This is a genomic window from Rhizobium sp. WW_1, from assembly GCF_003610155.1.
Lineage (GTDB): Bacteria > Pseudomonadota > Alphaproteobacteria > Rhizobiales > Rhizobiaceae > Rhizobium > Rhizobium tropici_A.
In genome coordinates, this window is record NZ_RAIN01000002.1 from 172,167 (window position 1) to 197,543 (window position 25,377).

The 25,377-nt window shown below is 59.1% G+C and carries 16 protein-coding genes; 13 read left to right on the forward strand and 3 right to left on the reverse strand.

The genetic code is table 11. The features are described 5' to 3' along the window. Positions 1 to 144: 144 nt before the first annotated feature. From BJ928_RS08270 to BJ928_RS08285, 4 genes are read left to right on the forward strand one after another with little or no spacing between them, the layout of a single operon-like run. Positions 145 to 1,404 carry an MdtA/MuxA family multidrug efflux RND transporter periplasmic adaptor subunit gene (locus BJ928_RS08270; protein WP_052227911.1) on the forward strand — a complete coding sequence of 420 codons (1,260 nt, stop codon included), beginning with the start codon at positions 145 to 147 and terminating at the stop codon, positions 1,402 to 1,404. Beyond that, complete coding sequence (locus BJ928_RS08275) at positions 1,401 to 4,514, forward strand: efflux RND transporter permease subunit (protein WP_047635462.1); 3,114 nt, start codon at positions 1,401 to 1,403, stop codon at positions 4,512 to 4,514. The genes BJ928_RS08270 and BJ928_RS08275 overlap by 4 nt, the downstream gene beginning before the upstream one ends. Beyond that, on the forward strand, positions 4,511 to 7,792 hold the full coding sequence (locus BJ928_RS08280) for an efflux RND transporter permease subunit (protein WP_047635463.1): 3,282 nt from the start codon (positions 4,511 to 4,513) through the stop codon (positions 7,790 to 7,792). Before BJ928_RS08275 ends, BJ928_RS08280 begins: the two co-directional genes overlap by 4 nt. Beyond that, positions 7,792 to 9,195: an efflux transporter outer membrane subunit gene (locus BJ928_RS08285; RefSeq protein ID WP_047635464.1), complete on the forward strand. Its 1,404-nt coding sequence runs from the start codon at positions 7,792 to 7,794 to the stop codon at positions 9,193 to 9,195. The genes BJ928_RS08280 and BJ928_RS08285 overlap by 1 nt, the downstream gene beginning before the upstream one ends. A gap of 169 nt (positions 9,196 to 9,364) precedes the next feature. Here the strand turns inward: BJ928_RS08285 and bamA are convergent, their stop codons facing one another. Beyond that, entirely contained in the window at positions 9,365 to 11,584 is a 2,220-nt protein-coding gene (gene bamA / locus BJ928_RS08290) for an outer membrane protein assembly factor BamA (protein ID WP_245432257.1), read from the reverse strand. Here bamA and BJ928_RS39300 point away from each other — a divergent pair. Then, on the forward strand, positions 11,481 to 11,825 hold the full coding sequence (locus tag BJ928_RS39300; RefSeq protein WP_245432280.1) for a hypothetical protein: 345 nt from the start codon (positions 11,481 to 11,483) through the stop codon (positions 11,823 to 11,825). The genes bamA and BJ928_RS39300 overlap by 104 nt on opposite strands. A 174-nt stretch (positions 11,826 to 11,999) precedes the next feature. Here BJ928_RS39300 and BJ928_RS08295 read toward each other — a convergent pair whose 3' ends face one another. Further along, a complete protein-coding gene (locus tag BJ928_RS08295) occupies positions 12,000 to 14,255 on the reverse strand; it encodes an LPS-assembly protein LptD (RefSeq protein WP_245432275.1) in 2,256 nt (751 codons plus the stop codon). Between the two features lie 719 nt (positions 14,256 to 14,974). Between BJ928_RS08295 and BJ928_RS08300 the strand changes: the two genes are divergently transcribed. Together BJ928_RS08300 and BJ928_RS08305 are read left to right on the forward strand one after the other, a co-directional pair. Beyond that, on the forward strand, positions 14,975 to 15,715 hold the full coding sequence (locus BJ928_RS08300) for a response regulator transcription factor (RefSeq protein ID WP_052227913.1): 741 nt from the start codon (positions 14,975 to 14,977) through the stop codon (positions 15,713 to 15,715). Beyond that, positions 15,712 to 17,094 carry an ATP-binding protein gene (locus tag BJ928_RS08305; RefSeq protein ID WP_052227914.1) on the forward strand — a complete coding sequence of 461 codons (1,383 nt, stop codon included), beginning with the start codon at positions 15,712 to 15,714 and terminating at the stop codon, positions 17,092 to 17,094. Before BJ928_RS08300 ends, BJ928_RS08305 begins: the two co-directional genes overlap by 4 nt. Positions 17,095 to 17,133: 39 nt before the next feature. Here BJ928_RS08305 and BJ928_RS08310 read toward each other — a convergent pair whose 3' ends face one another. Further along, positions 17,134 to 18,333: an ROK family transcriptional regulator gene (locus BJ928_RS08310; protein WP_047635466.1), complete on the reverse strand. Its 1,200-nt coding sequence runs from the start codon at positions 18,331 to 18,333 to the stop codon at positions 17,134 to 17,136. A 277-nt stretch (positions 18,334 to 18,610) separates the two neighbouring features. On the opposite strand from BJ928_RS08310, the gene BJ928_RS08315 reads away from it, so the two are divergent. From BJ928_RS08315 to BJ928_RS08340, 6 genes are all read left to right on the forward strand, one after another. Further along, positions 18,611 to 19,687: a Gfo/Idh/MocA family oxidoreductase gene (locus BJ928_RS08315; RefSeq protein ID WP_047635467.1), complete on the forward strand. Its 1,077-nt coding sequence runs from the start codon at positions 18,611 to 18,613 to the stop codon at positions 19,685 to 19,687. Beyond that, the gene (locus BJ928_RS08320; RefSeq protein WP_047635468.1) at positions 19,687 to 20,523 is read left to right on the forward strand and encodes a sugar phosphate isomerase/epimerase; all 837 of its coding nucleotides are present in this window, start codon (positions 19,687 to 19,689) and stop codon (positions 20,521 to 20,523) included. Before BJ928_RS08315 ends, BJ928_RS08320 begins: the two co-directional genes overlap by 1 nt. Then, positions 20,520 to 21,341, forward strand: coding sequence for an alpha/beta hydrolase (locus BJ928_RS08325; RefSeq protein ID WP_047635469.1), 822 nt, complete (start codon positions 20,520 to 20,522; stop codon positions 21,339 to 21,341). The genes BJ928_RS08320 and BJ928_RS08325 overlap by 4 nt, the downstream gene beginning before the upstream one ends. Beyond that, entirely contained in the window at positions 21,334 to 22,035 is a 702-nt protein-coding gene (locus tag BJ928_RS08330) for a ribulose-phosphate 3-epimerase (RefSeq protein WP_047635470.1), read from the forward strand. The genes BJ928_RS08325 and BJ928_RS08330 overlap by 8 nt, the downstream gene beginning before the upstream one ends. Positions 22,036 to 22,068: 33 nt before the next feature. Further along, positions 22,069 to 23,028, forward strand: a complete 960-nt coding sequence (locus BJ928_RS08335) for an ROK family protein (RefSeq protein ID WP_047635471.1) — start codon at positions 22,069 to 22,071, stop codon at positions 23,026 to 23,028. A gap of 113 nt (positions 23,029 to 23,141) precedes the next feature. Beyond that, positions 23,142 to 25,346, forward strand: coding sequence for a DUF1217 domain-containing protein (locus tag BJ928_RS08340; RefSeq protein ID WP_047635474.1), 2,205 nt, complete (start codon positions 23,142 to 23,144; stop codon positions 25,344 to 25,346). The last annotated feature ends 31 nt before the right edge of the window (positions 25,347 to 25,377 follow it).

Sequence of the window (25,377 nt, forward strand, 5' to 3'; positions counted from 1 at the left end):
CGCCGATTGTGTCAGTATTGACACAATGTTTAAAGATGTAAACTTACCAATAAGTTAGTTGATTCCGGACTCTCGTGGACCTTCATTGTGACCTTGGAACCATGCCCAGCTCCGGGCCTGGCTGTCTTTGTTGTTGCAGTTGTCATGGATACACGAGCTACCCCTCCCCAGGAATCGAACGTTCAGACCGGCAAATCGCGAAAATTCCGCTGGTGGCCCTGGTTTCTGCTCTTCGTCGCCGCCATTGCCGGGCTCATCGTCTGGCGCCACCCTTGGCAGCAAAGCGCCACGTCCTTTGGACCGCGCCGCGGGGCACCGATGCAAACCGTGCAATCGGTCGGTGTCTCCCCCGCAACCAAAGGGGATATGCCTGTCACCTTGTCGTCCTTGGGTACGGTGACGTCGCTTGCGACGATCACAGTCCAATCGCAGATCAGCGGCTACCTGACGGCGGTCAATTTCCACGAGGGTCAGATGGTCAAGAAGGGCGATCTGCTCGCCCAGGTGGACTCTCGCGCTTACGAGGTCGCGCTTGCCCAATACCAGGGCCAACTCGAAAGGGATCAGGCACTCCTCGACAACGCACGCCTCGATCTGACCCGCTACGAGCGCCTCATCAAGCAGGATTCGACGACAGGACAGACCCTCGACACGCAGAAGGCTACCGTCAAGCAGGATGAGGGAACGGTCGTCCTCGACCAGGCACAGGTCGATGCACAGAAACTCAATCTGGAATATTGCCGGATCGTTTCGCCGGTCGACGGTCGGGTCGGCCTGCGCCAGGTCGATGCCGGCAACTATGTCACCGCATCCAGCTCCACCGGTATTGTCGTCGTAACGCAGACAACGCCGACTTCGGTGATTTTCACTCTTCCCGAAGATAGCCTGGCGCAGGTCCAGGGCCGATTGAAAGCTGGCGCTCAGCTTGGCGTCGCCGCATATGATCGCACCGGCACGATCAAGCTGGCGGAAGGCACCCTCGACGCCCTCGACAACGAGATCGATACAACAACCGGCACGCTCAAATTGCGCGCGCTGTTCGACAACAAGGACGACAGCCTGTTCCCCAATCAGTTCGTCGATGTGACGCTGCTGGTGGATACGCTGCACGGTGTCGTCCTGGTGCCGGATGCCGCCGTCGACACCGGCACGCCCGGAACCTTCGTCTATGTCTTGAATTCCGACGACACCGTTTCCCTGCGCAAGATAAAGACAGGCCCGTCGGCGGACGGCCAAACTGCGGTGCTCTCCGGGTTGGCCGAGGGAGAGAAGGTCGTGGTGGATGGCGGCGATCATCTGAGCGATGGCGCCAAGGTCAGCATTCCCGGAAGCACGCCAGCGGGCGCGCCCGCTCACAATGGCGGCAAGCAGGGCGGGCGTAAGAAGCCGGGCGCATCGCTATGAATCCGTCCCGTATCTTCATCCTGCGACCGGTTGCGACAACGCTGCTGATGGCGGCACTGCTCGTCGTTGGTATTATCGCCTGGCAGCAGTTACCGCTCTCGGCCTTGCCGGCGGTGGAATATGCGACAATCGAGGTGCAGACCTTCTATCCGGGAGCGAGCCCGGACGTGATGACATCCGCCGTGACGGCGCCGCTGGAAAAGCAGCTAGGGCAAATGTCTGGTCTGCGGCAGATGTTTTCGCAATCGTCCGGCGGCGCATCGGTCATCACGCTCGAGTTCGATCTCTCCGTCTCTCTCGATGTTGCCGAGCAGGAGGTCCAGGCTGCGATCAATGCCGCCAGCAACCTCTTGCCGTCCGGCCTGCCGGCTCCCCCGATCTATGCCAAGATCAATCCGGCGGATGCGCCGGTTCTTACCCTGGCGATGACATCGTCGACGCTGCCGCTGACCGATGTGCAAACCCTTGCCGACACGCGTCTGGCACAGAAGATATCGCAACTTCCAGGCGTCGGCCTGGTGACGTTGAGCGGCGGCTATAAGCCCGCCGTCCGTGTCCAGGCCAATATCCGCGCCATGTCCGCCTATGACCTGAACATCGACGATCTGCGCACGACGCTCGGCAATATCAATATCAACACGCCGAAGGGCACGCTGGACGGGCCGCACCGCTCCTACACGATCGATGCCAACGACCAGATCAAAGATCCGTCCGATTATCTCAACAGCGTGATCGCCTACAAGAACGGTCGGCCGGTGCTCCTATCCGACGTCGCCGACGTCGTGCGCGGTCCGGAGAACACGCAGCTCGGCGCCTGGATGAACACAACGCCCGCCATCATTCTGAACGTGCAGCGCCAGCCCGGCGCCAACGTCATCCAGGTGGTCGACCGGATCAAGGCGATGCTGCCGCAATGGACGGCCGGGCTACCCTCTTCCGTCAGCGTCGTGCAGCTCACGGATCGGACGACGACTATTCGGGCATCGGTTGCCGATGTCGAATTCGAGCTGACGCTCGCTGTTTGCCTGGTTGTCATGGTGATCTTCCTCTTCCTGCGCAATCTGCGGGCAACCTTCATCCCGAGCCTGTCGGTGCCGCTGTCGCTGGTCGGTACGTTCTCGGCGATGTATCTTTGGGGCTTCAGCCTCGACAATCTCTCGCTGATGGCGTTGACGATCGCGACCGGCTTCGTCGTCGACGACGCGATCGTCGTCATCGAGAACATCAGCCGTCATATCGAAGAGGGTCTGCCGCCGCTCGAAGCCGCGCTGAAAGGTTCTCGCGAGATTGGCTTCACCATCATATCCCTCACGGTCTCGCTCCTGGCGGTGCTGATCCCGCTTCTCTTCATGAGCGATGTGATCGGGCGGCTCTTCTATGAGTTCGCAGTGACGCTGGCGGTGACCATCGTGCTGTCCGCCGTGGTGTCGTTGACGCTCGTGCCCATGATGTGCGCGCGGCTGCTGAGCGGCAGGCCGCATCGGCCGGAGACGTCCGGGAAGAAAAAGAGGCGGAGCTGGTTCGATTACCTGATCGGCGGTTATGACTGGGCGCTTACCCGGGTGCTCGAGCATCAGCTCATAACGCTGCTAGTTGCGACCGCAACGGTGGGCGTGACCGCCTGGCTCTATGTGGCGATCCCGAAAGGCTTCTTTCCCACCCAGGATACCGGTATCATTCAGGGCATCACGGAGGCCTCTCAGTCGATTTCCTTCGAGCATATGAGCGAGTTGCAGATTTCCCTCGCCGATGCGGTGCTGAAGGACCCGGATGTCGTCAGCGTCTCCTCCTTCATCGGCGTTGACGGCACCAATACGACACTGAACGTCGGCAGAATGCAGATCAATCTGCGGCCAAGGGATCAGCGTAGCCAGACGGCCAGCCAGATCATTCGTCGCCTGCAGCAGGAAGTGGCAGAGGTTGCGGGCATCACGCTCTATATGCAACCCGTCCAGGATCTGACCGTCGACACGCAGATCAGCGCGACGCAATACCAGTTCATCCTCGACAATCCCTCGCTGGACGAGCTGAGCACCTGGACGCCGAAGCTGCTCGATGCGCTTCGCAAGGCGCCGGAGCTCGCGGATGTAACGAGTGACCTGCAGGACAGCGGCCTTTCGGCGACGATCGACGTCGACCGCGCGACGGCTGCCCGTTTCGGCATCACGTTGGCGACGATCGACAACGCCCTTTACGACAGCTTCGGACAGCGGCTCGTCAACACGATCTTCACCCAGTCCAATCAGATGCGTGTCATCCTTGAGGCTCAGCCGAAACTGCTCAAGGGGATGCCGGCGTTGGATTCGATCTACCTGCCGTCGGCGACAGCAAGCACCGGCCAGGTGCCGCTAAGCGCGATCGCGCACATAGTCATCGGCCACAAGCCTATCCAGATCGGCCATCTCGCGCAATTTCCCGCCACGACGATTTCGTTCAACCTGGCGCCCGGCGCCTCGCTCGGCACAGCTGTCACCGCCGTCACGAATGCTGAACAGGCGATCGGACTGCCGCAGAGTTTCGAGACCAGCTTCCAGGGAGCGCTGGAGGCATTTCAATCCTCGCTGACGAACGAAGTCTATCTGGTGATCGCGGCCGTCCTGGTGATGTATGTCGTGCTGGGCGTCCTCTATGAAAGCTTTATCCATCCGCTGACGATCCTGTCGACGCTGCCGTCTGCCGGCATCGGCGCGTTGCTGGCGATGCAGGTCACGGGCGCCGATCTCGACATCATAGGGATCATCGGCATCATCCTCCTGATCGGCGTGGTCAAGAAAAACGCCATCATGATGATCGATTTTGCGATTGCGGCGGAGCGTGAGGAAGGTCTTGCGCCACGCGCCGCCATCCATCAGGCTTGCCTCCTGCGCTTCCGGCCAATCCTGATGACGACGGTTGCGGCGCTGATCTCCGCCGTGCCCCTGGCGTTCGGATCGGGAAGCGGCTCGGAGCTTCGGCAACCGCTCGGCATCGCCATGATCGGCGGGCTTTGCGTCAGTCAGCTGCTGACGCTCTTCACGACGCCGGTCGTCTACCTGGCGCTCGATCGTCTGGCGAAATGGCTGCGCGAGCGGGGAGGAAGAGCTCTTGAGCCGGAGACGCCAGCGCCATGAACATCAGTTCGATCTTTATCCGGCGCCCGGTCGCAACGATCCTGATGACGATCGCCATCGGCGTTTCGGGCTTGCTCGCTTTTGGCCTGCTCCCTGTCGCGCCGCTGCCGGCGGTCGACTTTCCGACGATCAGAGTGCAGGCGCAAATGGCGGGTGCAAGCCCGGATACGATGGCGGCAACGGTGGCGGCGCCGCTCGAAAGACATCTCGGCCAGATTGCCGACGTGACCCAAATGACCTCGCAGAGCAGCGTCGGCTCGACGAACATTACGCTGCAGTTCGGTCTCGACCGGAACATCGATGGCGCGGCGCGCGATGTTCAGGCCGCGATCAACGCGGCGCGCGCCGATCTGCCGAGTTCGCTCAAAAGCAACCCGACCTATAATAAATTCAATCCCGCCGACGCTCCGATCCTGATCCTGGCTCTGACCTCGAATACCCTGACGCAGGGCCAGCTCTATGACAGCGCCGCGACCCTGCTTCAGCAACGGCTCTCGCAGATCGAGGGCATTGGCAATGTCGATATCGGCGGAAGCTCGCTCCCGGCGGTCCGTGTCGAGCTGAACCCGGGCGCCCTGTTCAAATACGGCATCGGCCTCGAAGATGTGCGCGCCGCGCTGTCAGCCGCCAACGCCGACAGTGCCAAGGGCTCGGTCGACGATGACGGCAGACGCTATCAGCTCTATGCCAACGACCAGGTTCTGCAGGCGGCGGAGTACAGGGACCTCGTCATTGCCTGGCGCAACGACCGGCCCGTGTTCCTGCGCGATATCGCCGAAATCGACGATTCGGTTGAAAGCCTGCGCAATGAAGGTTTGATCAACGGGCAGCGCGCCGTCCTCCTCATTCTGTTCAAGCAGCCCGGTAGCAATATCGTCGCCACCGTCGATCGCGTCAGGGCGGAGCTGCCGCAGCTCAAGGCGGCCTTGCCGGGCGATGTCCAGATGACCCTGACGGGTGATCGTAGCAGCACCATCCGCGCCTCGCTGGCTCATACCGAGCTTTCGCTGATCATCTCGGTCATTCTCGTCGTCCTTGTCGTCTTCTTTTTCCTGCGCAGCCTGCGCGCGACGTTCATTCCGGCCGTGACGGTGCCGGTTTCCATTCTCGGCACGTTCGGCGTCATGCAGCTGTGCGGATACAGTCTCGACAATCTCTCGCTGATGGCGTTGACTATCGCCACCGGCTTCGTGGTCGATGATACGATCGTCGTGCTCGAGAATATCTCTCGTCATTTGGAGAGCGGAATGTCGCATGTCGAGGCGGCTCTGAAGGGGGCCGCGGAGGTCAGCTTCACCGTCGTTTCGATGAGCGTTTCGCTGATTGCAGTGTTCATTCCGATTCTGCTCATGGGCAGTATCGTCGGCCGGCTCTTCCGCGAATTTGCCGTCGTCCTGTCGATTGCGATCGCCGTGTCCCTCATTCTGTCGCTGACGACGACGCCCATGATGTGCGCGCTTCTCCTGCGCCGCGAGCAGCAGGACAAGCCCGGCCTGCTGGCTCGCGTCGCCAATGGAGTGCTTGATGGATTGCAGGATCTTTACGACCACTCCCTGCGCCGCGCCCTGGAGCATCCTGTTCTCGTCGTCATCACCCTGCTGCTGACCGTTGGGCTGAACATATTGCTGTTTGCCATCGTGCCGAAAGGCCTGTTTCCGCAGCAGGATGTCGGGCTGATGATCGGCGGCATCACCGCCGACCAGAGCATCTCGTTTCAGGCGATGAGCAAGAAGCTGGCTCAGGCGCAGGCCATCGTGAAAGCCGATCCGGCCGTGGCGGCGGTGACCGGCTATACCGGCGGTCGCGCCACCAACCAGGCACAGGTGTTCATCACGCTGAAACCTCTGGAGGACCGTACCGCCTCTGCATTCGATGTCATGGCACGGCTGCGCCCGAAGCTTGCGGCGATACCCGGCGCTCAGCTGATGATGTTTCCGATACAGGATCTGTCGGTCGGCGCGCGGCAGAGCTTTGCGCAATATCAATATACGCTCCAGGCCGATGATACCGCCGAACTGCAATTGTGGTCGAACAAGCTGCTGGCGGCGATGAAGGAGAGCCCGGTGCTTGCCGACGTCGCGACGGACCAGCAGACGGGCGGCCTGGAGACGCGCGTCGTCGTCGATCGGCCCACCGCGGCGCGCTATGGGCTCACGCCCAGCATCATCGATCAGACGCTCTATGACGCCTTCGGCGAGCGGCAGGTCTCGACGATCTACAAGGCGCAGAACCAGTATCATGTCGTGATGGAACTCGCGCCGCAATATCTTCAGAACACCGATACTCTCAAGCAGATCTATGTCAGCTCCGAGGGAGAATCGGCAAGCGGCACCGAGACCACCAATGCCGCTTCGGACACCGTCACCAGCAATGTCGGCAAAAGCAGCTCGACGAGTACGACGAGCAGTTCTTCGGCCAGCAATCAGGCGACGAACTCCATCGCCAACAGTGGCGGCAGCGCTTCCAGCGGATCGGCGGTCAGCACCGGCAGCGAGACGATGATTCCGCTCTCCGCCTTCGCGCATCTGGCGCCGGCGACTACGCCCGTACAGGTCAGTCATCAGGGCCTGGCGACCGCCTCGACGATCTCATTCAATCTTGCGCCGGGATATAATTTCGCGGATGCAACTGTCGCCGTCGAGCAGGCGGTGCGCGGCATAGACATGCCGATCACTGTCCGCGGCAGCTTTGCCGGCTCTGCCGGTGCATCGCAATCGGTCATCGCGAGCATGCCCTTGCTGATCGCGGCTGCGCTGCTCGCCGTCTATGCGATACTTGGCGTCCTCTATGAAAGCTACGTACATCCGCTGACGATCCTGTCCACCTTGCCCTCCGCCGGTGTCGGCGCAGTGCTGGCGCTGCTCCTGGCCAATGTCGAGTTCACCCTGATCGCGCTGATCGGCGTGTTCCTTCTCATCGGCATCGTCAAGAAGAACGCCATTCTCATGGTGGATTTTGCGCTGGAGGCCGAACGCACCGACGGCCTGCCGCCGGTCGAGGCGATCCGCCAGGCATGCCTGATGCGGTTCCGTCCGATCATGATGACGACCTGCTCGGCACTGTTCGGTGCCGTGCCTCTTGTGCTCGATCAGGGCATGGGATCGGAGCTGCGCCGGCCTCTCGGCATCGCCATCATCGGCGGCCTTATCGTCAGTCAGTTGCTGACCCTTTATACGACGCCGGTCGTCTATCTCTATCTGGATCGCCTGCGCGCCAGCTCCTGGAGATTCTGGAGCCGCGTCTTTCCGAAATCAGCCGCTACGGGAGCAGCGCAATAATGAAAAAGATCGGGGCAATTTGCACTTTATGTAGCACCCTGTCGATGCTTCAGGCCTGCACCACGGGCCCGAACTATATGAAGCCGACCGTCGAGACCCCGGCTGCCTTCAAGGAGGCGCCGAAGGGCTGGAAAGTGGCGCAGCCGAGCAATGGCGTCGACCGGGGGCCTTGGTGGGGCGTCTACAAGGACCCGCTGCTGAACGAGCTCGTGCCGCAGGTCGCCATCAACAACCAGAACCTCAAGGCCTATGAGGCGGCCTATCGCGAAGCGCAGGCTGTTATCGCCGAGGCACGATCGGGCCTGTTTCCCTCGCTGTCCATCAATCCAGGTGTGACGCGCGAACGCAGCGCCGGGATTACGCAGACGACCGGAACGGCCGAGGGGAGTGCCAGCTGGGATCTCGACCTTTGGGGCAAGGTGCGCCGGCAGATCGAAAGCGACAAGGCAGGTGCCCAGGCAAGCGCTGCGGAACTCGCCGACCTCACGCTGACAGCGCAGGCGCAGCTGGTGACGGATTACTTCGAATTGCGATATCAGGATTCGCTGATCGATTTGCTGAACGCCACGGCCAAGGCCTATCAGGAAACCCTTACGATCACTCAGAACCAGTATGCCAGCGGCGTTGCCGCCCGCTCTGACGTCATCACGGCGCAGACGCAGCTTGCGACGACACAGGCGTCCGCCATCGCCGCACAGCAGTTGCGTGCCCAATATGAGCATGCGATCGCGCTGCTCATCGGCAAGCCGCCGTCCGAGCTTTCGATCCGGCCGGGCAGGCTGGCGCAATCCGTACCCGCACCCCCGGCCGCGATTCCTTCCTCTCTGTTGGAACGCCGCCCGGACATCGCCGAGGCGGAGCGCACGATGCAACAGCAGAATGCGCTCATCGGCGTCGCGGTGGCGGCCTACTATCCGACCGTCTCGCTGTCGGCTCTTGCCGGATATAGTGGTGCGTCGCCGCTCTTTTCGGCAACCAATGCCATTTGGTCGCTCGGGGCGAGCGCCAGCGAGACCCTGTTCGACGGCGGCGAACGTTCCGCCGCGGTCAAGGCCGCGCGCGCGACCTATGACCAGAGCGTCGCCAACTACCGCCAGACGGTGCTGTCAGCGTTTCAAAACGTCGAGGACCAGCTATCGAACCTCCGCATCCTGAAGCGGCAGGCGGCCGCCCAGGATAAGGCGGTGCGGCTCTCCCGTCAGGCGGTGACGATAACGATCAATGAATACAAGGCCGGGACAGGCGCCTATACGAGCGTCGTCACTGCGCAGGCAACCGCGCTTTCGAACGAGCAGGCGGCTTTGCAGATCCGGGAAGGCCTTCTGACATCCAGCGCCAGCCTGATCGAAGCGCTCGGTGGCAATTGGAGTGTTGCGCAACTGCCAAAGGATGCGCAGCCATAGCTGCCTGCGCATAGGTACGAGCGGCCAGACGGTATGAACCGAAAGTCAAAGCCGATCGGTAATCGGCCGGGTCGAAGGGCATGGCGCGGTTCAGTCGTTTCCTTGCCAAACGGCGCCATAATCTGGCGCCGTCTCTGCTGGCCGATGCTGCTCCTCCACCGAGGCTCCCTTAGAACTGATTGCCGAAGCCAAAGCGGAAGTTTTCAACCTGGTCGTAGCTCTGCTTGAGGAACGGCACGGCGTAGCTGAGATTGATCGTGCCAAATGGCGAGGCCCAGGTCAGGCCGATGCCGGCAGATGCGCGTAGCGCAGATCCGTCGTGCAATACATCTCCGTCGACATTGGCGTCGTTGCCATAGAGCGTTCCCGCATCCACGAAAACGGAGCTGCGGAAGCCGAGATCCTGCGGCATGCCCGGCGTCGGCATGCTCGTTTCCACCGAGGCGGTGAAATATTTCGTGCCGCCGAGCGGATTGTCAAAGGATGTTCTCGGGCCGATACCCTGATCCTGAAACCCTCGGATCTCGGTGCCGCCGATCATGAACTGATCGAAGATATTCAGATCCTGACCGTTGGTCGAGGTCATGTAACCGGCACCGACGGTCACCATGCCGACGATGTCCTGCGAGTCCGAAAGTGTATGGTAATAGCGCGCTTTACCGCTAAGCTTGTAGTAATTGGAGTCGCCTCCAAGGCCAGCAAATTCTTGCGTGACCTTGGCGATGAAGCCGTCGCGTGGCAGGTTCTGATCGTCGAGCGTATTGTAGCTGAAGGTCTGGGAAACGCTTGATTGCGTCCACGGACCATTGTTGATCAGATTGAGGTATGGTGCGGAAAGATTGTCCTGCCAATCGCTCTCGCCGGTGTAGGTAATCTGCTTGTAGGTGTAGCGGAGCGTCGTGGACAGGTCTTCGGTAATCGGCGCAGTGACACGCAGCGTGACGCCTTCTTCGCCGTAGTCGTAGTAGTCGCTGCTGGTCGTTATGCTCTTGAACAGGTCGAAGCCGGCGGCGAGGCGCTCGCCGAGGAAGTACGGCTCGGTGAAGGAAAAAGTGTAGGTCTGGCTTCCGCTCGTGCTCGCGCCCGCGGCGATCCTGATATATTGGCCGCGTCCGAGGAAGTTCTTCTCCTCCACGGAGGCTTCCAGTAGCGGGCCGCCGTTGGCGCCGACCGCATAACCGCCGCCGATCCCGAAAGAGCCGGTCGGCTGATCTTCGACATCGACGACGATGACGACCCGATCCGGCGCGCTTCCCGGATTTGTCGAGATCTTTACCGACGTAAAGTAGCCGAGTGCCTCGAGACGGCGTTTTGCGCGCGCCAGCATCTGCTCGTTGAAGGCATCGCCTTCGTTGAGATCGAATTCGCGCCGAATGACATAGTCTCTCGTTCGCGTATTGCCGCGAATTTCGATGCGTTCCACATAGGCCCGCTCGCCCTGGTCGACGATATACTCGATGGAGACGGTGTGATCCTCGGGATTGCGATTGCCGCGAGGCGTTACCTTGGCGAAGGGATAGCCGGCAGCCTCGATACGCTTCGAGATCGCGTCGATCGATTTCTGAATATTCTGGGCGTTATAGGTATCGCCCTTGCTAGTAAGGACGAGGCTCTTCAGATCGTCCGCATTGATACCCTGCACGGTGGACGTGACGGAAATATCGCCGTACTTGTACTGCTCGCCCTCATCGACCACGAAGCTGACGGCGTAGCTGTTCGTTGCATCGTCGAAGGTTGCGCTGTCGGAAACCAGTCGGAAATCGACATATCCGTGATTGTAGTAGAACTTGCGAAGCGCGTCCTCGTCGGCGGCCTTCTTGTCTTCGCTGTAGATGTCCTTGCGGGTCAGAAACGACAGGAAATCCGATTTCTTCGTGCTGATGACGGCGGCAAGACGGCCGCTGCCGAAGGCATGATTTCCGGAGAATGTCAGCTTGCTGATCTTCGTGCGATCGCCTTCATTGATGACGAAGGCAAGGTTGACGCGGTTCTTCGCGATATTGATCACCTTCGTCGTGATCTGGACATTGTTGCGCCCGATCGACGCATAAGCGTCCTTGATCGTCTTTATGTCGTCTTGAACCTGGCTTTCACTATATGGACCGGCGGCTTTGGATTTGACCAACCCTGATAGCTTGTCGTCCTTTATCTGCTTGTTCCCGTTGAAGACAACAGCATTGATCAGATTGTTCTCGTGTACGGAAACAACGAGGCTATGCCCCTCGACGGAGATATGCACGTCCGAAAAATAGCCGGTCGCATAAAGTTGTTTTATCGATTCATCGATGTCTGCTTCCGAGAAACTCTTGCCGGGTGCTATCGTTATATTGTCTTTTACTGCCGTGGACCCGACGCGTTCCGCACCTAATACACGTATGTCGCTGACCATGGCCGCCTGTGCGGGCAGTGGAATGGCTGTGGCGGTGCTTATGAATGCTAAAATGGCAATTGTTGAATTGGAACGTTTTAGTTTTGACCGCCGCAAATTAGAGTTCATCTACGCTTTTACCTTGCATTTCGAAATGGCGGTCGTTCCGCGGGTTTTCAAAGAAATGAATGTCCATGCGGCCGGAGAATCTGCCTATGAGGTTGAAAGAGCACTATCACTTCCCCGTGCTCTTCGGTGTTAAGTAATGTTAAGTAATATTTCGACCGAGTCTTCGTAACGCCACCATAACGCGAGCCGCGTCATGCGCTCCGAGCGCATCGGACTGCTATCGGAACGGCGGTAAGGGCGAGAGCTTCAAGCATTCCGACTTCTCCCTCGAAAACCTCTGAAGAGAAGCGGTTCAATGCCGGGTGGCTCAGTTGCCACCGACCTTGACGTCGCCGAGGGTTCGGAATGTCAGATGCAGCATTATCGACCAGTCGACGCCGGTCGCGCTGGTCGTGTCCCTTTTCCAGTCATAGTCCAGGCTTGCGGTGGTACATTCGTCGGAATAGGTGACGCCAAAGTCGTGCTCGCTCAGATCCTTGGCACGCAGATCATATCCGAGCTTCGTATTGACCGACCATTCATCCGACAGCTTCAGCTTGACCTGCGGCTGGAGCTCGTCTTCGGTCGTTGGAATATCGTAGTCAGGCTGAGCTTCGATATGCGTATAGGTCAGCTGCGTGTCGACAATCGGCGTAACATAACCAATCGTCGTGTCGCCGCGCTTCATTGCGAAGGTGTCGTGATCGAGCCGGTACGAGGTCGACAGCGTCACACCGTGGGGCATAGTCACGCCGAAATATGTGACATAGTCGGATCGTGCCGTTTCGAGCCCCGATTCGAGGCCGGCGCCGACCAGGTCCGGCGTCGCAAACGAGTTCATGCCCATCAACTGATAGGACTGGCCAAAGATGCTGTCCAGCTTGTAGCCGCTATCGAAATTGCCGGTATAGCGCATGCCGACATTGGCGCGCGTTCCCCCTTCCACGCGGTCGAAACCCGAGAACTTATCCCGATCGAAGAGGTTGGTCGCATCGAACACGAAGCTCTGGGCGTCTTCGTTCGGCAATTGACCCGCGAGCTGTTCGTTCGGACGGAGATAGATCTGCGCTATGGGCTCGAAGACTTGTGTGGAGTGCGTGGTGGTTGCCAGTATCGGATATTTGGCCTCCAATCCGGCCGTCAGCATGTCGCGCGCGGCGACGCCGTTGGTGTCATAGTTGCCCGCATAGACATAGGACGGGCTGATGGAGTTCGGGCCGTCCATCCCGAGGGCCATCGTGTCGCCGCGCGCAGCAAGCAGCGGCGTCAACTCCAGACCCTGAGGGGTGATGAAGGAGCGCTGCCATTGCACTTCGGTCGTCAGGCGGGTGTAGTCACCGGCAAGTCCGAGGAAGCGGTCGGTATTGTCCGGATTGACGACGACGTCGGCGGTGCCGCGTGAGAGATTGGTGAAATTGCTGGTGAGCGACAGCTCTCCGCCGTAGACAGGCTTGGGGTCGATCGCGTGATAATCGATGACGGGAAAGACGGCGGCCTGCTGCTTTTGCGATGTCGTGCCGGTCGTCGAGTCCTGTTCGTCGAAGTAATAGCCCCGCATGTCGAAGTAGTTTTGCTTGCCGATGCCGGTCAGATAGGCCTGATTGACGCGGGTGCTCTGATTGAGATCCTGGATATTGTATGTCCGGGCGAAGTCGTTGTCGGTCTGCGCCATGACGTCCCAGCCGAAGGTCCAGCGCGGATTTATCTTGAAGTCGCCCTTGGAGGCGATGAGCGCTCTGAACCTGGCGTCCGCATCGGGCGTGCCGGCTGAGAACGATCCCGGATCGGCCTGGTCGATAAGGGCGGTTCGCAAGGTGTATGTGCCGTTTTCGAGCCGCTGGCGGAACTCGCCCTGCAGCAGCACGCCCTGGCTGCTATAGGCTGTTGCCGTGACGGTTGCATCCATGCTCGGCGAAATCACATAGTAGTAGGGAATTGCGGCGCCGAAGCCGAGATTTTGAGAGACGCTGAATGTTGGAAACAGAAAGCCCGACTTTCTCTTGACCGTGTTGTCGGGGACAGTCATCCATGGGACATAGGCGATCGGTTGGCCGAAAAGCTCAAGCCTGGCGTGTTCTAGCCTGATCGTGTGCGTAATGCCGTTCTGGATGATCCTTTCGGCTTTCACCTGCCATAGCGGAGCGCGGCCCTGTTCGGAGCATGGAGCGCAAGCCGTATAAACGCCCTTGCTCAGGATAACCTGGGAGCTGCTGACGCGGTTGCCCTTGATGGCCACCAATCTGGTATTGTCGGGCATCTCGACCCGCAGGGCATCGATGAAACCGTTGGAAAAGTCATTCGTCACATCCATCCTGCTACCGTAAGTCCGGTTGCCATCAGGCGTGATCAGCTCCACATTTCCGGTTGCAGTCATTCTCTTGGTCGTTTGATTGTAGTCGACACGATCGGCGACCAGCTTATAGCCTCCATAGTGGATTTGAACTGCGCCGCGTGCCGTTATGACTTGCGTATCCTTGTTGTAGATAGCTTCGTTTGCCTGCAAAAGCAGTTTTGTTCCGTCTGGAATCTTGATGTTGGTGGTTGTTGGTAGAGCCGGCTTCTGCCCCGCTGGTTGCTGCTGCACTTGATCCTGAGCAAGCACGTGATCGCCGGTAGCACATGTAACAAATACAAAGACTGACAGTGCTACCGTGTGGGAACTCGAACTACGCAGAACCATACGCCTCAAATGCCGAACTCCAGAGACTGGGCGGGAGATGCAGGCACTTTCTTCCAGGGCGTGTACCGACCATATGTGATCGCAATCATGCTGCAGGAGATGACTTTCCTTGCGCTATTGCTATGCGATAGATAGCTGGATAGCGGTGAGGCGTTCCTGCTTGTTTCCCCGTATCGTACCGCCGCAAACCGCTGATTCGCTGTTGCTTTGCCCCAGCATGTTGCGACGTTACCGGGGTTCGCAATGATCCGATCTTTGATATCGGATACTGCAGAAGTATGCGTAGCTGAACGCACGATTTCGGACTCCATTGCCATTTGGCAAGGAATAGACGAAGATAGCTATGCTTTGGATTAAGTTGCGTTAAATTATATTTCTACATATTTCCGACTGTATATTTTGTTTTTCTGTATATATTTTTGTGTAGTTTTTGAAACAAAGTGACAGCATTGATAATGTATCAGATGATACTTGCCACATGCTCGACAAAATTCGGTGCAGTCTGCCTAATGGACGATACATCTTGTGCGGGAATAACCCCACGAGATCTAAAGAACATCGGCGACATGTCTCGAGAGCATCGGAATGTGCCCGAATTGGCCTAAGCTGCAGTAAGGGTGCCCATGAATACCATTAGAACTGCAAACAAGGAGCAGAAGCAGTCTATTCTCCTGGTGGAGGATGACAGCGAGATTGCAAAGATACTGTCGGAAGTCCTGGCCGAAAACGGCTTTAACAGTGCGTGGGCGCCCTCCGCCGAGGAGATGGATGCGTATCTGGAAGACAATACGACGGATCTCGTCATTCTCGACGTGATGCTGCCTGGCGAAAGCGGACTGAGCATTTGCCGTCGGTTGAGAGCGACCTCACTGGTTCCCATAATCCTACTGACGGCGCGTTCGGAGGATGTGGACAGGATCATAGGGCTGGAAATCGGCGCAGATGACTATGTCACCAAGCCTTTCAATCATCGCGAGCTGCTTGCGAGAATCCATGCTCTCTTGAGGCGCTCGCATATCAACAGGGCGCCAAACGATCCCTTCCATTCGGCCTTTCGTTTCGAAGGATGGCGCGTCGAGCCCGGGCAGCGGCAGCTGTTCAGCCCCGAAGGCGCTCGTGTGACGCTGACGAGCACGGAGTTCGATCTCCTGCTCGCCTTCTGTCAGAATGCGAGGCGTATCCTGACCAGAGAGCAGTTGTTGGAGTTGACGCACAGCGGCACGGCCGGCCCGATCGGCCGCAGCGTCGACGTACATATCAGCCGAATACGCCAGAAGATCGAACCGGACCTGCGCTCTCCGACCTTCATCAAAACCGTTCGTCTGGGAGGCTACGTCTTTACACCCAGCATAGAGATATTATGACGAGGTATCTTCGCTTCATCAACCACAAGTCCATCGTCACGCAGATGATCGCCGTCGTGCTGGCGGCCGTTGTGCTGGGGACGGTATGCACGTCGGTTGCGTTTCTCTTTCTCTCGTATGGATCGCACAATGAAGGCGACTCCAAGCTTGCAGCGGTGTCTGCGGCCGCGCGCATAGCGACGATTGCGGAGGAGGCGCGGCAAAGTTCGTCGGTGAAAGAATTAAGGAAGATCGTCAGTGGTTCCCGGTGGCTCGATATGCATATGGAAATCGTTCCCAGCACGGCGTTCTTCTCCAGCCGGGAATTTACGTCCGGTGAAAGACGCACAGTGCCGGACAATAACTTCTCCGACGAGCTACAGAACGAGCTTCTCTCCCATTGGAACCTGCCGGCATCCGATATCTCGATCTCCACGGGCAATTCCGTCGTCGTCAAGATCAATGATCAATATGCCTTGATCTTCCAGACGACGCACCGTCCGCCGATGCAACGGTTCATCTTTATTCAGCTTGGCTTCGTCGTTGCCACCGTCATGATCGTGGTGCTTTTCCTGGCGATCTATATCATCAAGCGGCTCATGGCCCCGCTGTCGTCGATCGCGGCGGCAGCCGACGCGCTGGGACATGTGTCGACGCAGGCGCAGCCGATCAGCGATGCAGGCCCGGAAGAGGTTACCCAGGTGGCGAGGGCTCTCAACCACCTCCACGGTCGTCTACAGTCCCTGATAGAAGAGCGGACTCGCATGCTGGCGGCTATCAGCCACGATCTTCGCACGCCTCTTACACGCCTGCGCCTGAAGCTTGAGCGCAGCGTCCATTCGGTCGAACTCGGAAGCATGATCGACGAAATCGAGATCATAGACAACATGATCTCGGAGACGTTGCACTATCTGCGTGAGCAGAACGATCGGCGCGCCGGTTACGTCATCGACATGCCGAGCCTCATCCAGACCGTCTGCAACGAGTTTGCAGATTTGGGTTTCGACATACAGTATCATGGCCCTCCGAGAATGGCTTACTTCTGCGAGGAATTGGGCATGAGGCGGGCGCTCTCCAACGTGATCGACAACGCGATCAAGCATGGGACGGAAGTTGCGGTATCGCTGGAAAGGCAAGGGGAGAACGGCTTTGAAATCCGGATATCCGACAATGGTCCGGGGATTCCGAAGGAACACCGGGCCAAGGTGCTGGAGCCCTTCTACATTGCTGACGATGCGAGATCGCTGATCGGGAGAAGCGGATTCGGGTTGGGTCTTTCCATCGTGCGCGATGTCGTATCACGTCACCGCGGAACCATTTCCTTCGCCGACAACTCGCCCTCGGGCCTAGTCGTCCGGCTGTCGTTCAATCAATCACGGTTGGAGGAATTTGCGAACTGAGGCTTCGGTCGACACGACGGGCCAATCGGCATGGCGTCGCTAGCGCGGCATTATCAGCCCGAGCCTTGAGATATCGAAGGTGTGATGATGGGCGATGGCGGCGGCGCCAATGGCGCCTTCCTGAGGTCCGAGTGTGGACAGCATCAGGGCAGGGGCGGGGATGCCGGTGACGATGCCGCGGCCGACACCTTCCGAGATCCGGTCGATTGCAGCTTGCGCCAGTCGTGATACCGGACCTCCCAGGAAGACGACGCTCGGATTATAGAGATTGACGAGCGAGACGAGCCCTTGGACGAGCCAGTGAACAAAGTGATCGATGGTTTCGATGGCTTTGCGGTCGCCTTGGAGTGCGAGATCGACGATGTGCCCAGGGAGTTCCGTAAGCTCGATCCCGGAGAGATCGGGTGTTTCCAGAAAGCGGTGGGCGATGGCGGCAAGTCCGATCTTGCTTTCCAGACAGCCCTTGTTACCGCATCCGCACAAGGGGCCGTCATCGGACAGGCGGAGGTGGCCGAATTCGCCGGCCGTGCCGTTGGCGCCACGCAGCAACCTGCCATCGACAACGACTGCGCCGCCGCAGCCGGCGTCGAGCTTCAGGAAAAGTGTACAGGTATTGGGCAGCGACGGATCGTTGTAGACGCAGCCGAAAGCGCCGGCATTGGCGTCGTTCTCGATAAAGAAGGGCAGATCGATCCGTTCGGGGAGAAGGCTCGGAAAGTCGACATTGCGCCAGCCGACGATGGGCAGATTGACGACGAAGCCATCGGAGCGGACGATGCCGGGAAAGGCAATCCCCACGCCCTTGAGCTTGCCCTTGAAGAAACGGTTGTTCCGGAGCCTGTCGACTTGCCGTGCAATCTCTCCGGCAACCTCTTCGGGCGACATCCGGTTGTGAAACGGCATCTCGCTCGTTTCGACAACGGTTGCCGCCAGATCAAGCAGCGCGAAGCGCAATATGTCGACGCCGACCTCGACGCCAAGGAAGAAGGCGCTGTCGGCCTTAAGGGCGACATTGGTGGCAGGCCTGCCCGGCTCGCGATTGGTCTGGCGGCCGGAACTGGGGGCTTCGATGTCCTCGACGAGCCCCTGCTCGATCAGGTTGTTGATGAGGCGGGTTACCGTGGCGGGCGTGACAGAGAGATGGCGGGCGATCTCGATGCGGCTGGCCTGCCCCTGAACGCGCAGCATGGTCAGGATGGTCAACTCGTTCAGATATTTCGCGATCGTCTGATCCGCCACAGTTTCGTCGTCCGATTCCGTTTTTGATTCCAGGCTGCATCAGTAGCAGCACTTTGCTGCGATTCTTCGAAATATATTTTATTTCTTTTGTAAAAAAATTATAGACGTGATTTATAACGAGAAGCGAGGAGGAGCCAGAAGTCGTGGGCAAATCGACCGTTGCCGGCCAGGCATGGGCGAGGAGGGGTTTTTATGTACGGCTCTTTCCCTGAAGTCCGTTTTCCAGGCGCTCGGCCGAGCGCCACTCGACACCACTACGGAAGCGAAGGAACTATCGATGCCAGCAAAAGACGAACGACGCCTTCGCATCGGCGTGCTCGGCGCCGGCCAGATCGCCCAGGCGGCGCATTTCGAGAGCTGCACCAAGGCCATCAATGCCGACCTCTATGCAATCTGCGACGTCGCCGACGATCTAAGGGAGCGGATGGCGATCACCCATGGTGCTCGCAAGACCTATGCCGATTATGACCGGATGCTGGCCGATCCCGATCTTGATGCCGTCATTATCGCAACGGCGGATGCCTTTCATGTTCCCGCCTCGATCAAGGCGCTGGAAGCCGGCAAGCATGTGCTCTGCGAGAAGCCGGTCGGCGTCACCGTCGAGGAATGCCTTGATCTGAAGGCTGCGGTGCAAAGATCCGGCAAGACGTTGCAGGTCGGCCACATGAAGCGGTTCGACGCCGGGCTGCAGGCCGCCAAGAGCTTCATTCGCGACGAGATGGGCGAGATGGTGGCGCTCAAGGCATGGTATTGCGACAATACCCATCGTTATCCGATGACCGACGCGGTACAGCCGCTGATCGTCACCAGCGCCAATGCCCGCAAGCCGTCCGTCAATCCAAAGGCGGATCTGCGTCGCTATTACATGCTGGCGCATGGCTGCCATCTGATCGATACCGCGCGCTATCTCGCCGGCGACATCGTTTCGGTCCATGCCCGCCTGTCGGAGCGTGCCGGCATTTGGTGCTGGTTCATCGACGTCGAATTTGCCTCCGGCACGCTTGGCCATCTCGATCTCACTGTGCAGGTGCGGATGGATTGGCATGAAGGCTTCCAGATCTATGGCAAGAACGGCAGCATTCTCGGAAAGACCTATAATCCCTGGTACTACAAAACGAGCGAGGTCGACATTTTCCGCGAAGCTGACGGCATGACCCATCGCATACTCGGCGCCGACGGCCATTTCTACCGCCGGCAGGTGGAGGGCTTTGCCCGGACCATTCTCGATGGCGCCGTCATGGAGGGTGCGGATATCGATGACGGGCTTGCCTCGGTCCAGGCGATGGTGGCAATCGCCCGCTCCGCCGAAAGCGGCAAGGCGGTGGCACTTGCCGATGTGACAGGCGGTGTGTGATGAAGCTCGGCATCTTCGCAAAGACGTTCGATGGAACCGTGCCGGCGACCGTGCTCACGTCCGTTGCCGAAGCCGGCTTTGCCTGCGCGCAATATAATATGGCCTGTTCCGGTCTGGCACCCATGCCCGATGCCATCAGCCACGAGCAGGCGGCTGCCATTGCCGCCGGCGCCAAGCGAGCCGGGGTCGAGATCGTCGCTGTCTCCGGCACCTACAACATGATCCATCCCGATACCGCCGTGCGCAAGCAGGGCCATCGCAGGCTGGAGGAACTCGCCGCGCATTGCGCCGGAGTGTCCACGCGTCTGATCACGCTCTGCACGGGCACGCGCGATCCTCTCGATCAATGGCGGGCGCATCCCGGCAACGATCGGCCCGATGCCTGGCGGGATCTGCTTGAGGCCATGGAAATCGCCATCGGCATTGCCGATCGATATGATGTCGATCTCGGCATCGAGCCGGAACTGGCCAATGTCATCAATTCCGCGCAAAAGGCGCACCGACTGATTGCCGAACTCAAGAGCCCGAGACTGAAGATCGTGATGGATCCGGCCAACCTCTTCGAGGTTGCTCCCTTGGAGGAGCAACGGACCATCGTATCATCGGCCATCGATCTCCTGGCCGACCATATCGTGATGGCCCATGCAAAGGATCGCAATCCGGACGGCAGCTTCGCAACCGCCGGCAAGGGTGTCCTCGACTACGCGCATTATCTCGGCCGGCTGAAGCAGATCGGCTTTAACGGCAGTCTCGTGACTCATGGCCTCAAGGCGGACGAAGCTCCAGGCGTTGCGGCGTTCCTCCGGAACCTCCTTGCCGACGGAGGGACGCGATGAGCGAGGCGGCGGCGTTTCGGACAAGCGACGGCACGCTGTTGCATGTCGACAGCGCGGGAGAAGGCGCACCGGTCGTCTTCCAGCATGGCCTGTGCGGGGATGCCGGGCAGACGAACGAGGCCTTTCCGCCGGATGCCGGTTTTCGCCGGATAACGGTCGAGGCGAGAGGACATGGCCGCTCCGAGGCCGGCAATCCCGATCGTTTCTCCATTGCCACCTTTGCCAATGACCTGGCGTCTTACATCGAGAAGAACATATCGGCGCCCGTGGTCCTTGGCGGTATCTCCATGGGAGCGGCGATTTCGCTGCATCTGGCGGTCAAGCGCCCGGATCTCGTCAGAGCGCTCGTGATTGCCCGGCCTGCATGGCTTACTCAGCCTGCTCCACGGAACATGGCTCCGAATGCGGAAGTCGGGCATCTCTTGCGGCAGATGTCGCCCGAAGAAGGCAGGGAGGCATTTCTCGCAGGCAGCACCGGCCGGCGATTGGCCACAGACGCTCCGGACAATCTCGCCTCGCTGGTCGGCTTCTTCTCGCGGATGCCTCATGCCGTCACGGCAGCCTTGCTGACCGCGATTTCCGCCGACGGCCCAGGCGTTACCGATGCCGACGTGTCATTGATATCAGTGCCGACGCTGGTGATCGGCCATCAGCGCGACCTCGTCCACCCGCTTGCCTATGCGGAGGATCTTGCTGCCCAAATCCCGGGCGCGCGCTTGGCGATAATTACACCGAAGGCCGAAAGCCGTTCGCAATATCAGGCCGATTTCCGCAAGGCGATGGGCGATTTTCTCAAGGACCTCAAAGACAATGACTAATCCTCCCAAGAACTGGATCGCTAATCTTCCCAAGAATCGATTGATCGGCGAATTTTCCGTCTGGTCTGCGGATCTGCTGCGCCTCGCCGACGATCTCGCCAGGGTCGATCCCTATGTCGATGTTCTCCACATCGACGTCGCCGATGGCCACTTCGCGCCGGCGATGCTGTTTTTTCCCGATCTGGTCGCGGGTATCCGGAAGATCTCGGCGCGCCCGATCCACGTGCATCTGATGACCGCCGACAGCATTCTCCTGTCGCAGATCGAGCAGTTTGCCGATGCGGGCAGCGACCTCATCAGCATCCATCTTGAAAACGAGGCTGTTGCCGATGCGGCGTTGGATCTGCTGGCTCGCCGCGGCATCGCGGCTGGCATGGTGCTGAAGGTCGAGACACCAGTGGCGCAGGTCGAGAGATACGTTTCGCGCCTGGATTTCCTCACGCTCCTCGGCACGGCGATCGGCGTCAAGGGGCAGGGGCTGGACGAGAGGGCGGGAGATCGGTTGCGTGAGGCCAAGCATCTCATCGACACGTCGGGCGCGACGCACAGGATCGTTCTGGCAGCCGATGGCGGGATTCGCGAGCATACGGTTCCTCTGCTTCGTCAAGCGGGCGCCGAAACTGTCGTCCTAGGCTCTCTGGCCTTCAACGCTCCCTCGTTACAGGAGAGAATGGCGTGGCTGCATGCGCTTTGACCTCCGCACCTTGATCTTGATATGGAGTGACGAGTGAGCCGGTTCGCGATCGGGATCGATCTGGGTGGAACGCAGGTCCGGGCGGCGCTCGTGGACGAGCAGGGCAACATCCATCGGCGTGTGGAGGAGCGCACCGATGCGCAGGCGGGGCCGGATCGGGTGCTTGGCCAAATCCGCGGTCTGACAGAGCAATTGCGCTCAGCCTGTGAGCCGTCAACCATCGCCGGTATCGGCGTGTCGGCGCCAGGCCCGCTCGACACGGAATTGGGATTGGCGCTTGATATCCCGACATTGCGCGGCTTCTCGAACTATCCTTTGCGCGAGGAATTGCGCAAGCGGCTATTGCTGCCGGTCAGCCTCGAGAATGACGGCATCGCCGCTGCGGTCGGGGAATGGCAGTTCGGCGCCGGCAAGGGGTTCCAGAACCTCGTCTATGTCACGGTCAGCACCGGCATCGGCGGCGGCATCATAGCGGATGGGCGCGTCGTGCGTGGTCGCAAGGGAATGGCCGGTCATGTCGGCCATATGTCGATCGTCCCGGACGGGTTGATCTGTTCGTGCGGCGGCAAGGGATGCTTCGAGGCCTATGCTTCCGGAACTGCTTTCACCAAGCGCGCGCGTGCAAGGATTGCCGAATGTGCGGAAACTTCCCTGGCAGGTAGTGGCGAAGGCATTGACAGCCGTAGCGTCTTTATCGCGGCAGAGAAGGGCGACGCGCTTGCCACTGCTCTGGTCGATGAGGAGGCGGAGCTTCTCGGGCGAGGCTTTACGAGCCTCATTCATATGTTCAGCCCGGAAATCGTCATCATGGGTGGTGGGCTGTCGCAGCAGTTCGACCGCCTGCAAGCCGGCATTCAATCGCATGTCGAGCGCAACGCCATGCCGGCGTTTCGCGATGTCAGGGTCGTGGGCGCTGCGCTTGGCCAGAATTCGGGGCTTATTGGCGCGGCGGCCCTCGCGTCTTTCTCCAGGCGACCCTCTTCGGAGCTGTGATTGCCGTACCTTCCGGCAATAGGCCAGGGATTGCCGATCTAGCCTCGCGCAAGGTCTGGTTGCGATAGTCCATGCGGGGCGAATACCGATGAACTGCGCTGTGGGGGCGATCTATGATTTCGACGTATCTCGGCTATGTGTCCGCGACAAAGGACATGGCATCGACGCTTGCGCGTATCGCCAAGCAGGCGACAGTCAAAAGCGATCAGCAATATTACGATACGCATATCGGCAAAGTTAAGAATGTCGACGAGTTTCTGAGCGACTACAAGCTGTACAGCTACGCGATGAAGGCCTACGGCCTTGAGGACATGACCTACGCCAAGGCCTTCATGAAAAAGGTTTTGACGAGCGACCTCAGCAATCCAAGCAGTTTCGCAAACAAGTTGACCGATAGTCGCTACCGTCAATTCGCTGCCGCCTTCAACTTCGGCGGAGCGTCAAAAAATCAATCGGCCCAAAGTGACACCCAGAAGAGCGATACCATCGGCCTTTATGAGCAATCCTTTGCCAATGAAACGACCTTGGCCAAAAAGGAAAGCAAGTTCTACGACACCTGGATCGGCAAGGTGTCGAATGTTGACGATATCGTCAACAGCAGCAGGATGCGTGACTATATTCTTCGAGCGCACGGCTTGAACCCGGACAATGTGTCGAAGACGTTCATGAAGTCGGTCTTGACGAGTGACGTCAACGATCCGAACAGCTTCGTCAACACGGCGAGCAACTTCTCCTCGGCATCGGTCCAGGCGACCTACAAGCTGATCGCGTCGCAGTTCAGCTTCAATGCCGATGGAACGCTTTCCGCTGCGACGGCGCAGACGACGCAGCAGAAGGAGGCCATGATCTCGCGCTATGACAACATGGTCCCGAGCTTGCTGACGCCGGCGGCGGCGATCAGCAATGACGACTACTATCGCCAGGCGATCACGAAAGTTCAGTCGATCACCGATATCACCGGCGACAACAGGTTGTTTTCCTACATAAAGTCGGCATTCAATCTCAACCCCAAGCTCACTCCGGTCCAGTTCAATCTTGCTTTTACCAATCCTGATTATGCCGCCGTAACCGACATGACGGACATGGTCGCACACTTCAAATTCGCGTCCGACGGAACTTTGCCGGCCGGTCAGCCCGCACAGACCCAGCAGGCGATCGACGATATCTCGACCAAATACCTGAAACAGGCCCAGGGGGCGAAGCAAGCGCTGTTCGGCGATGCCGAGAAGCACTACAAGACCGCGGTCAGCGGTATAAAAACGATCGCGGACTTCTTTGCCGCCAACGATACGAAAAGCAAGAATCTTCCAACCATCGAGGACATGGCGCTTCGCGCCTTTGGAATTGGCAAGAACGAGGTTTCCAGGGATCAGTTGCGCAAGATCATGGAGAGCGATCCCTATGACAGCAAGAGCTATGTCAACTCGTTGAAGGACGACAGGTTTGTCGAGCTTGCCAAGGCGTTCAATTTCGACAGCACCGGCAATCTGCGAGCACCGGTCACGGCGCTGTCGCAGACATCGATCAACAGCTTCATATCCGGCTATTCGAAGTCGAAGACCTTCGGGCTGACCGGTGAGATGCGGGACAAGGCGGTCAAGGATGCGAAGGACGCGGCGACGGATTTCAGCAAGTCGATCGCCAAGGTCAAGACGGTCGATGACCTCCTGGCCGACAAGAAGCTGACGGAGTTTATCCTCGTCGCAAACAATATCGATCCCAAGTCTGTCGACAAGAACACGTTGAAGAAGGCCTTCACCGCCGATCCGGAGGATGCCAAGAGCTTCTTGAACACGCCGGCGGGCCAGCAGTTTAAGGCGATGGTGAATGTGTTCAATTTCGATGCCAAGGGCAATCTGACCACAGCCAAGATCGAGGCAGGTCAGAACAAGGGCGCGCGTCTTGCCACGAACGATCTCTATCTTCATCAGACCCTGGAAACGCAGCAAGGCAATTCCAGCGAAGGTGTCCGCCTGGCGCTCTATTTTCAGCGAAAGGCGCCGCAGGTTAACTCCGTCTACGACATCATGTCCGATCCGGCGCTCTACAACGTGATCAAGACGACCTACTCACTGCCGGCATCCATGTCGAACATGGATGTGACCCGTCAGGCGGCGATGCTGGAAAAGCTTTTCCCGATCAAGGATTTGCACGATGCCGGCAAGGTGAACAACCTGCTCAAGCGCTTCTCGGCCGTTTACGATGCGGCGAATGGCGGCAATACGACCTCCCCAGCGTCCGCCATTCTCACGCGAGGCTCCGGGACGGGCATGAGTGCCGACTTGATGCTCTCGATTGCCCAGCTTAAATCGCGATAGGGCGTTCTGCTTCATCGCAAGAGGGCTATTG

Coding starts and splice junctions, on each gene's coding strand:
- BJ928_RS08270 (WP_052227911.1), top strand. CDS start 145: ATGGATACACGAGCTACCCCTCCCCAGGAATCGAACGTTCAGACCGGC.
- BJ928_RS08275 (WP_047635462.1), top strand. CDS start 1,401: ATGAATCCGTCCCGTATCTTCATCCTGCGACCGGTTGCGACAACGCTG.
- BJ928_RS08280 (WP_047635463.1), top strand. CDS start 4,511: ATGAACATCAGTTCGATCTTTATCCGGCGCCCGGTCGCAACGATCCTG.
- BJ928_RS08285 (WP_047635464.1), top strand. CDS start 7,792: ATGAAAAAGATCGGGGCAATTTGCACTTTATGTAGCACCCTGTCGATG.
- BJ928_RS39300 (WP_245432280.1), top strand. CDS start 11,481: ATGTCTGCTTCCGAGAAACTCTTGCCGGGTGCTATCGTTATATTGTCT.
- bamA (WP_245432257.1), bottom strand. CDS start 11,584: ATGGTCAGCGACATACGTGTATTAGGTGCGGAACGCGTCGGGTCCACG.
- BJ928_RS08300 (WP_052227913.1), top strand. CDS start 14,975: ATGAATACCATTAGAACTGCAAACAAGGAGCAGAAGCAGTCTATTCTC.
- BJ928_RS08305 (WP_052227914.1), top strand. CDS start 15,712: ATGACGAGGTATCTTCGCTTCATCAACCACAAGTCCATCGTCACGCAG.
- BJ928_RS08315 (WP_047635467.1), top strand. CDS start 18,611: ATGCCAGCAAAAGACGAACGACGCCTTCGCATCGGCGTGCTCGGCGCC.
- BJ928_RS08320 (WP_047635468.1), top strand. CDS start 19,687: ATGAAGCTCGGCATCTTCGCAAAGACGTTCGATGGAACCGTGCCGGCG.
- BJ928_RS08325 (WP_047635469.1), top strand. CDS start 20,520: ATGAGCGAGGCGGCGGCGTTTCGGACAAGCGACGGCACGCTGTTGCAT.
- BJ928_RS08330 (WP_047635470.1), top strand. CDS start 21,334: ATGACTAATCCTCCCAAGAACTGGATCGCTAATCTTCCCAAGAATCGA.
- BJ928_RS08340 (WP_047635474.1), top strand. CDS start 23,142: ATGATTTCGACGTATCTCGGCTATGTGTCCGCGACAAAGGACATGGCA.